The following is a 6,635-nucleotide window of genomic DNA, read 5'->3' on the forward strand; positions in this document are numbered from 1 at the left end:
GCGTTCAGACGATGAGCGGCGATACCAGGCGCTGGCGCGCCGGCGCCACCTCGCGCCAGCGCCCGTCGGGGTCCTGCTCCAGGACCTCGATCGGACGGCCGCGCACCTGGGCGACGGAGACGACGGCGATCGCCGCGCCGACGGCCTGGGAGCGGTCGGCGAAGGCGCCGATGCGTCGGCGGGCGCAGCGCAGCGTCCAATGCCGTTCGCGGGGCACGAGGAAGTAGCGGACCTTCGCCATGAGGCAGCTCCGGTGGAGGGTGGCTGAGCACTATAGTCCACACTCCGGGGCTCGCGGGCAAGCACAGCCGCAGCAAAGCGAACGGGAGGGACGGGGCGGGCAGCCGGTCGGGGGCGCAGGTCCTCCGAGGCGCCCGGAGGATTCCCATGCGAATTGGTCATCATCGGCCGCCGGTGCTGGCGGCCTGGGGCGGTGGCCTCGACTCCACGGCGATGCTGGTGGAGCTGGTGAGCCGCGGCGAGCCCGTCGACCAGGTCCTGTTCGCCGACACAGGCGCCGAGAAGCTCGAGACCTACCGTTTCATCCCGCTGTTCCGGCGCTGGCTGAGCGAGCGGGGCGTGCCGTCGGAAGTCGTCCGCTACCAGCCGGCCCGCTTCAAGAACTGGCCGCCCTACCGAACCCTCACCGAAAACCTGCTGACCAACGGCACCTTGCCGAGCATCGCCTTCGGCCGGGGCACGTGTTCGCAGAAATGGAAGGTCGCGCCGCAGCACGCCTGGGCGAGACGGTGGCCGGCCGCCCAGGCGGCCTGGGCGCGCGGCCAGAAGGTGGTCAAGCTGATCGGCTTCGACTGCAGCCGCGCCGACGACCGGCGCTACGCCGAGGCGGCGAAGCGGGACGATCCTCTCTACAGCCATCGCTATCCCCTGCGGGAATGGGGCTGGACGCGCGAGCACTGCGCCGCCCGCATCGAGCGGGAAGATCTGCCGACGCCGCCGAAGTCGGCGTGCTTCTTCTGCACCGCCTCGCGGCCGTCCGAGGTCCGGGACCTGCCGACGGCGCAGCTGCGCCAGATCGTTCTGATCGAGGCGCGCGCGCGGCCGCGCCTGCGCACCATCGAGGGCCTCTGGCGGAAAGCCGTCGCCGGCCGGCGCGGCGCGGAGGCCCGCCCGGGCTCGATGACCGCCTTCATCCGCAGCGAAGGCTTGCTGCCGCAGGACGAGGTCGACGCCATCGAGGCGCTGGCGCCTGACGCCCTGGTGCGTTGGCAGGGCCGCGCGGCCGAGCGCCCCGCCGAGCAGCGGCCCGAGATGCGGCAGTGGCTGCAGCTCTTCGACGAGACGGCGGGCCAGGCCTGGCGGCTCGAAGCCGCGCCGACCCTCTATGACGGCGTATCGGACGGGGCTCGGTGATGCGCCCGGACCTGTCCCGTTACGACCGCGTGCTGGTGGCCTTCAGCGGCGGCAAGGACTCGCTCGCCGCCCTGCTGCATCTGCTGGACCTCGGCGTGCCGCCCGAGGGCATCGAGCTGCACCATCACGACGTCGACGGCGGCGAGGCGTTCATGGATTGGCCCTGCACCCCGGCCTACGCCCGCGCGCTCGGCGCAGCCTTCGGCGTCCCGGCCTATCTCTCCTGGCGGGCCGGCGGCTTCGCCGCCGAGCTCGGGCGCGACGGCGCGCCCACGGCCCCGGCATTGTTCGAAACGCCGGAGGGGCGGCTCGGCCGGGCTGGCGGGGAGGGCCCGCCGGGGGTGCGTGGCCGCTTCCCCCAGGTCTGCGCCGACCTGCGGCTACGCTGGTGCAGCAGCGCCTTGAAGATCGAGGCGATGGCGGCGCTGATCCGCAACCAGCCGCGGTTCCTGGCCGGCGAGACCCTGGTGGTGACCGGCGAGCGAGCCGAGGAAAGCCCCATGCGCGCCCGCTACGCGCCCTTCGGCCCGCACCGGACCGCGACCCGGCAGCGGCGGATCGACCACTGGCGGCCGGTGCTGTCCTGGCCGGAGGCCGAGGTGTGGGCGATCATCGCCCGCTATGGCGTGACCCCGCACCCGGCCTACGGCCTTGGGTGGTCGCGGGTGAGCTGTCGCAGCTGCATCTTCGGCTCGCCCAACCAATGGGCGACGCTCCGCGCCCTTTATCCCGAGGCGTTCCGGCGGATCGTAGAGCGGGAGGCGGCGAGCGGCCTGACGATCCAGCAGCACGCCAGCGTCTCCGAGCTTGCTGACCGCGGCCGGCCTTATGCGGCGGCGCTGGCGAACCCCGCGTTGGCGGCTCAGGCGGGCGCGACGACCTGGATCGCGCCGGTCTTCACCCGGCCCTGGCGGCTGCCGGCCGGGGCCTTCGGCGAGGCGGCCGGGCCGAACTGAGCGGGCGTCTCGCCGGCGTGGCCCGCTTGACCCGGCCCCTCCGGGCCATGCAGCTTCACCTGCAGGAGCCAGAACCCATGCCCGAGCCGATGAACCTCACCCTGTCCCTCTCCTCGGACGAAGCCTGGGCGCTGGCGCAGTTCGTGAAGCGCGCCGACCGCGAGACCGCCCGGCGACATGCAGGGGACGCGCAGGAGGCCGACCTCATCTTCGAGGCCTGGATCGCGCTACGGGCCGCCCTGGCCGAGGCGGGCGTCGCCCCGCGCTGACATCTGCGGCTTCAGTCTGGCGCCGCGGCGGGCGCGCCCTAGCTAGGGCTCATGGACGAGCCTGACTTCCAGGTGCGGCCGGTCACCGCGGCGACCTGGCCCGACCTCGAGCGCCTGTTCGAAGGGCGCGGCGGACCCAAGTACTGCTGGTGCATGGCCTGGCGGCCGATGGCGAACCGCGCCTCGGCGCGCAACGCGGACCGAAAGGCGGCCCTGCAGGCGCGCCTGGCGGAGGGCGTGCCGATCGGCCTGATCGGCTACGTCGCCGGCGAGCCGGCCGCCTGGTGCTCCGTCGGCCCGCGCGAGCGCTTCACGCGGCTCCGGCCCGACCAGGACCAGGCCGAGGCCGGGATCTGGGCGGTGACCTGCTTCTTCATCCGCCGCGAGCATCGCGGGCGCGGCCTCACCGGCAAGCTGCTGGAGGCCGCCGCCGACTACGCGCGGGCCCAGGGCGGAACGGTGCTCGAGGCCTACCCCGTCGATCCGGAGTCGCCGAGCTACCGCAACATGGGCTTTCGGTCGCTCTACGCGGACCACGGCTTTGAGGAGGTCGGCCGCGCCGGCTCGCGGCGGCACGTGGTGCGCCGGGCGCTCGCCGGCCCGCGGCCATCACACACGGCGTCACAAGGAGGAGGGGAGGGCGGCGCGGGGTGAGCCAAGCCACAGGAGGCGCCCAAGACCACCCTGACTTCCCCTTCCACGCCCTTCGTCGGCGGCCATCCGGTCGGACAGCTGGTCCGCCGCGACGACCCCGCCGTGGAGATCCGCGGGACCCTTGAGCGCACGCCGGGCTGCGCCCTGATCGCTTCGGCCGAGATCGACGCGCAAGGCCGACTCTGCGTCGAATACGGCGGAGAGACCCAGATGTACTGGGAAGAGCAGCGCCCGGTGCGCGAGGGCGGCCGGCTGGTGCTGATCGACGTCAACGGGCTCGAGGTCCTGGAGACCGAGGTTCTCCTGCGGCTGGACGACGGCGCCCTGGTAGATCCGCTGCGGACCGCCGCCGCCTCGCCGGAGCGCTGAAGTGCGCTTCTTCGTCGGCGTGCATCATCCGAAGGACGGCTGGCCGCTCAGCCTTCGCGGGCACCCCGTCTGCATATCGGCCAACGCCTTGCGGAGCCGCGCCGGCCGCATCGCCTTCGTGGGGCAGGGCGACGGCTGGATGCTCGATTCCGGCGCCTTCACCCAGGTGGCGCTGAGCGGCGGCTTTGCCGAGAGCCCGGACGACTACGCCGCCCTGGTGCGCCGCTTCGGCGACTGGCCGGGCTCCGGGCTCGAGGCGGCGGTTTCTCAGGACTGGATGTGCGAGCCCGCCATGCTGGACCGCACGGGGCTTTCGGTGCGGGCGCACCAGCGGCTGACGCTCGAGCGCTACGACGCCATCCGCGCGGCCGGGGTCGGGCGCGTGCGGCTGATGCCGGTGCTGCAGGGCTGGACCCCGGACGACTACCGCCGGCACCTGGACGACTACGGCGCGCGGCTGGGTCACGGCGCCTGGGTCGGGGTCGGATCGGTCTGCAAGCGCCAGGGCGATCCGCGCGCGATCGGCGTGATCCTCGGACGCATCCTGCGCGCCCGGCCGGACCTGCGGCTGCACGGCTTCGGCGTCAAGCTCACGGCCCTGCGCAGCGCGGCGGTGCGGTCGATGCTCCACTCGGCCGACTCCATGGACTGGTCCTATGCGGCGCGCCGTCAGGGCGGCGACCAGAACGACTGGATGGAGGCCTTCCGCTTCGCCGAGCGCATCGCCGGCCGCGCGCGCGTGGCCTGCGACAGCCAACCTGGGCTCTTCTGACGCCGGGCGCCGCCGGTGTCGGGGCGGGGAAGGGGGCGTCGGCGGTCTTCGGGGCGAGCGGAGCGGCTGGCGGTCGGCTCCGCCGCGCCGGTTCAGGCTGGACCTTGCCCCAAGATCGGCGGGCTTCAAGGGCGGCCCTGCGGGCCGTCGCCGGCGATCCGCGTGCCGCGGCCCCTTGAGGCCCGCCGCTCGTGGGGCCCGGGCGGTCCAGAGGCGCGGCGAGGAAGCCGCCCTCCCGGAGCAGCTCCGGCGTCCCTGAAAGGCCCTTGCCATGTCCCTTCTCCTCACCCCCGACCTCTCCACCTTCGAAGGCGTCTGCGCCGCCGCCCACGACGGCCGCGACCATCCCGAGCGCGACGAGCTGTTGCAGCTCGGCGAGGCGCTGATGACCGAGACCCTCGACGTCACCGCCGACACCGCCCTGGAGGACTTCCAGACGACCATCGCCGAGGGGCTGATCGGCGCGTTCCAGTCGATCGCGCTTCGGCTGCAGCGGGAGGCCGATCGGGCGTCGGACGAGGTGAAGCGGCTGACCCGCGACTTCGACGGCTCGGAGATCGCCGACGTCGAGTTGCAGGAGGCGACCCGCAAGGCGCACGCCGCCGAGGCCGCCGTCCAGGCCGTGGAGCTGATCCGCGACCGCGCCAGCGAGACCTACACCCTCATCACCGGCGAGATCTGGTCGCCGTGGCGGGGCAGCGTCCGGCGCACCGCCTCGACCGCGGCCCAGATCGACGCCCGGGAGGCGCTCCGGGCCAAGCGCGCCCGGGCCCAGGCGAGCGTCGAGCCGGGCGCCCAGGTGGTGGCCTTCCGCGGCTCGCCCAAGGCCGACACCCAGGCGGACGTGAGCCGCATCTTCGACGCGCTGAACTGGGCGCTCGCCCACTGGCCGCAGATGAAGCTCGCCACCACGGGCCTCAACGGCGCCGAGCGCCTGGCGATCAAGTGGGCGCGCCGTCAGGGCGTCGACCACATCGCAGCCAAGCCGGACTTCGACCAGTTCCGCACCGCCGCGCCCTTCCGGGCCAACGACGACATGCTGGCGCTGGAGCCGGTGCTGGTGCTGACGCTTCCCAACAGCCTCGATGCGGCGCGGGCGGCGGACCTCAAGCCCTTCGGCCCGGCCCTGAACCTCGGCCAGAAGGCCGTGGAGAGCGGCGTTCGGCACGTGGCGATCAGCGGCCGCCGCGCCGGATAGGCGCCGCGCGGCGGCCCTGGCGGGCCGCCGCTCCCGCTCCGGTCGGGAGGCGAAGGGAGGGCCGGCTGGGGCGAACGCCTGGAGGAGCTCGCCCGATGGACCTGATGGAGACTGTTTCGCCCGCCGCACGCCGGCGCGCGCAGCGCAGCCAGCGCTGGCGCGACCGGCGGGCGCTGTTCGTACCCGACGCGACCGTCATCGATCCGGCCGCCTACGCCGTCGACGTGATCGGCCCGGCGCTCGCCCGCGCCTTCGTGGTCCGCCACCACTACGCCGGCAGCTTCCCGGCCGCGCGGCTGAGCCTCGGCCTCTTCGGGCCCGGGCCGGCCGGACGCTCGCAGCTGGTCGGAGTGGCCGCCTTCTCGGTGCCCATCAACGACCGCTGCGTGGCGCGGCACACCGGCCTGCCTGAGCCGCGGGCGGGCGCCGACCTCGGCCGCTTCGTGCTGCTGGACGAGGTGGCCGGCAACGGCGAGACCTGGTTCCTGGCCCGTGCGTTCCGGCTGCTCCGGCGGGAGAAGCCGGAGATCGAGGCGGTGATCGCCTATTCCGACCCTATGCCGCGGGTGGGGCCGGGCGGCCGTCTCGCCAGCCCCGGCCATATCGGCGCCGTCTACCGGGACTTCGGCCGTGGCCTGGCCTACCGCGGGCGGGCGCGTCCGCGCACCGAGCACGTGACACCGGACGGGCGGGTCTTCTCCGCCCGCGCCGCCTCCAAGATCCGGGGCGGCGAGCGGGGTTTCGCCTACGCCGTCGACGAGCTCGTGCGCCGCGGCGCGCCCGCGCCCACGGGCGATGACCTGCGCGGCTGGTACGACGGTCTGGCAGCCTCAGGGTTCCTGCGGCCCCGCCGGCATCCGGGCAACCACGTCTACACCTTCGCGCTCACCCAGCGCGCCCGGGTCGCCAGCCGTCCGCTGCCCGCCCTGGCGCCGCCCGGGCGCCGGTCCGCGGCGTGGGGGTCCGAGGCTTCTCATCTGGAGCCGCTCGGCGCGGCGGCCTGATCCTGCCCGCCGGCTCGAGGACGCGCGCGACCCGCCTCC

The 6,635-nt window shown here is 74.2% G+C and carries 9 protein-coding genes; 8 read left to right on the forward strand and 1 reads right to left on the reverse strand.

Translation table 11 applies throughout. The features are described 5' to 3' along the window. Positions 1–4: 4 nt before the first annotated feature. On the reverse strand, positions 5–241 hold the full coding sequence (locus tag A2790_RS13925) for a hypothetical protein (protein ID WP_293392747.1): 237 nt from the start codon (positions 239–241) through the stop codon (positions 5–7). 146 nt (positions 242–387) lie between these two features. On the opposite strand from A2790_RS13925, the gene A2790_RS13930 reads away from it, so the two are divergent. The 8 genes from A2790_RS13930 to A2790_RS13965 all read left to right on the forward strand — a co-directional run bounded on the left by A2790_RS13930 (position 388) and on the right by A2790_RS13965 (position 6,596). Then, positions 388–1,374 carry a hypothetical protein gene (locus tag A2790_RS13930; RefSeq protein ID WP_293392750.1) on the forward strand — a complete coding sequence of 329 codons (987 nt, stop codon included), beginning with the start codon at positions 388–390 and terminating at the stop codon, positions 1,372–1,374. Further along, a complete protein-coding gene (locus tag A2790_RS13935) occupies positions 1,374–2,330 on the forward strand; it encodes a phosphoadenosine phosphosulfate reductase family protein (RefSeq protein WP_293392753.1) in 957 nt (318 codons plus the stop codon). Before A2790_RS13930 ends, A2790_RS13935 begins: the two co-directional genes overlap by 1 nt. A gap of 77 nt (positions 2,331–2,407) precedes the next feature. Beyond that, the gene (locus tag A2790_RS13940) at positions 2,408–2,599 is read left to right on the forward strand and encodes a hypothetical protein (RefSeq protein WP_293392755.1); all 192 of its coding nucleotides are present in this window, start codon (positions 2,408–2,410) and stop codon (positions 2,597–2,599) included. Positions 2,600–2,650: 51 nt separating this feature from the next. Beyond that, on the forward strand, positions 2,651–3,253 hold the full coding sequence (locus A2790_RS13945) for a GNAT family N-acetyltransferase (RefSeq protein WP_293392757.1): 603 nt from the start codon (positions 2,651–2,653) through the stop codon (positions 3,251–3,253). 102 nt (positions 3,254–3,355) lie between these two features. Further along, positions 3,356–3,622 carry a hypothetical protein gene (locus A2790_RS13950; protein WP_293392760.1) on the forward strand — a complete coding sequence of 89 codons (267 nt, stop codon included), beginning with the start codon at positions 3,356–3,358 and terminating at the stop codon, positions 3,620–3,622. 1 nt (position 3,623) lies between these two features. Then, positions 3,624–4,394, forward strand: a complete 771-nt coding sequence (locus A2790_RS13955; RefSeq protein ID WP_293392763.1) for a hypothetical protein — start codon at positions 3,624–3,626, stop codon at positions 4,392–4,394. Between the two features lie 271 nt (positions 4,395–4,665). Further along, entirely contained in the window at positions 4,666–5,592 is a 927-nt protein-coding gene (locus tag A2790_RS13960) for a DUF2493 domain-containing protein (protein WP_293392766.1), read from the forward strand. Between the two features lie 95 nt (positions 5,593–5,687). Next, on the forward strand, positions 5,688–6,596 hold the full coding sequence (locus A2790_RS13965; RefSeq protein ID WP_293392768.1) for a hypothetical protein: 909 nt from the start codon (positions 5,688–5,690) through the stop codon (positions 6,594–6,596). Positions 6,597–6,635: the final 39 nt, after the last annotated feature.

Source organism: Phenylobacterium sp. RIFCSPHIGHO2_01_FULL_69_31 (assembly GCF_001824475.1).
In the GTDB taxonomy this organism is placed as follows: Bacteria; Pseudomonadota; Alphaproteobacteria; order Caulobacterales; family Caulobacteraceae; genus Phenylobacterium.

Bases quoted from the DNA above. Each gene is read 5' to 3' on its own strand.
- A2790_RS13925 (WP_293392747.1), bottom strand. From the start codon at position 241: ATGGCGAAGGTCCGCTACTTCCTCGTGCCCCGCGAACGGCATTGGACG.
- A2790_RS13930 (WP_293392750.1), top strand. From the start codon at position 388: ATGCGAATTGGTCATCATCGGCCGCCGGTGCTGGCGGCCTGGGGCGGT.
- A2790_RS13935 (WP_293392753.1), top strand. From the start codon at position 1,374: ATGCGCCCGGACCTGTCCCGTTACGACCGCGTGCTGGTGGCCTTCAGC.
- A2790_RS13940 (WP_293392755.1), top strand. From the start codon at position 2,408: ATGCCCGAGCCGATGAACCTCACCCTGTCCCTCTCCTCGGACGAAGCC.
- A2790_RS13945 (WP_293392757.1), top strand. From the start codon at position 2,651: ATGGACGAGCCTGACTTCCAGGTGCGGCCGGTCACCGCGGCGACCTGG.
- A2790_RS13960 (WP_293392766.1), top strand. From the start codon at position 4,666: ATGTCCCTTCTCCTCACCCCCGACCTCTCCACCTTCGAAGGCGTCTGC.
- A2790_RS13965 (WP_293392768.1), top strand. From the start codon at position 5,688: ATGGACCTGATGGAGACTGTTTCGCCCGCCGCACGCCGGCGCGCGCAG.